This window comes from Ruegeria halocynthiae, from assembly GCF_000743705.1.
Classification (GTDB): domain Bacteria; phylum Pseudomonadota; class Alphaproteobacteria; order Rhodobacterales; family Rhodobacteraceae; genus Ruegeria; species Ruegeria halocynthiae_B.
The window spans coordinates 1-1189 of sequence record NZ_JQEZ01000019.1; the positions used below are offsets into that span (position 1 = coordinate 1).

Below are 1189 nucleotides of genomic sequence, written 5' to 3' on the forward strand. Positions count from 1 at the left end.
ACCTGAACCTGCACAAGACCTTCTGCATCCCGCATGGCGGTGGCGGCCCCGGCATGGGTCCGATCGGCGTCAAGGCACATCTGGAAGAGCACCTGCCCGGTCACCCCGAATACGGCACCGCCCTGGGCCCGGTCTCGGCCGCGCCCTTTGGCTCGCCGTCGATCCTGCCGGTATCCTGGGCCTATGTGCTGCTGATGGGCGGTGCGGGTCTGACGCAGGCGACCACAGTGGCGATCCTGAACGCCAACTACATCGCGGCGCGTCTGGCTCACGCCCATCCGACCCTCCACACGTCCGAGACAGGCCGGGTGGCGCATGAATGCATCCTCGACACCCGTCCGCTGGATGAGGCGGCGCAGGTCAGCGTCGACGATGTGGCCAAACGTCTGGTCGATAGCGGCTTCCACGCGCCGACCATGTCCTGGCCGGTGGCCGGCACGCTGATGGTCGAACCCACGGAATCGGAACCCAAGGACGAGTTGGACCGCTTCTGCGAGGCCATGCTCTCGATCCGCTCGGAGGCGCAGGACATCATCGACGGCAAGATCGACGCGGAAAACAACCCGCTGAAAAACGCCCCCCACACGGTGCGCGATCTGGTCGGAGACTGGGACCGGCCCTATAGCCGCGAACAAGCCTGCTTCCCCCCGGGCTCCATGGGCGTCGACAAATACTGGTCCCCCGTCAACCGCGTCGACAACGCTTACGGCGACCGAAACCTCATCTGCACATGCCCGCCAATGTCAGAATACGAAGACGCTGCAGAATAAAGTGTCCGTCGTCATATAAAATGGGACATCAGAGCGGCTTGATTATTGGAGGCTCTGGTTCGTTAACGTGATTGATTATGCGGCTTGTTTTTGATGTTGCAAGCGGCGCTGTTGGATTGTCAGCTTCTTGATCTTTGCCCTTTCTCTGATGATGGCTTTGTCACGCCCGAAGTAGACGTCTGCCGGTGTGACGTTGTTCAGGCTCTCGTGGTATCGCTCGTTATTGTAGTAATCGACGAAAGCCTCGATCTGACGTTCCAGATCGCCGGGCAGGTAGTAGTTTTCCAGCAGAACCCGGTTCTTCATGGTTTGATGCCAACGSTCRATCTTGCCCTGGGTTTGCGGGTGGAACTGAGCGCCGCGAACATGGCCCATCTTTTGGTCTTCCAGCCATTCGGCCAAATCGCCGGAKATGTAAC

Annotated in this window: 1 protein-coding gene and 1 pseudogene; one reads left to right on the top strand and one right to left on the bottom strand. The window is 60.1% G+C overall.

Annotated elements, in window-relative coordinates; genetic code table 11:
* Positions 1–770: pseudogene (locus JT51_RS21090) on the top strand (glycine dehydrogenase (aminomethyl-transferring)); the annotation flags it as partial.
* Between the two features lie 75 nt (positions 771–845).
* Here JT51_RS21090 and JT51_RS21095 read toward each other — a convergent pair.
* Positions 846–1189 (bottom strand): integrase core domain-containing protein (locus tag JT51_RS21095; RefSeq protein WP_037317933.1); only part of this gene is annotated, 344 nt, incomplete at its 5' end.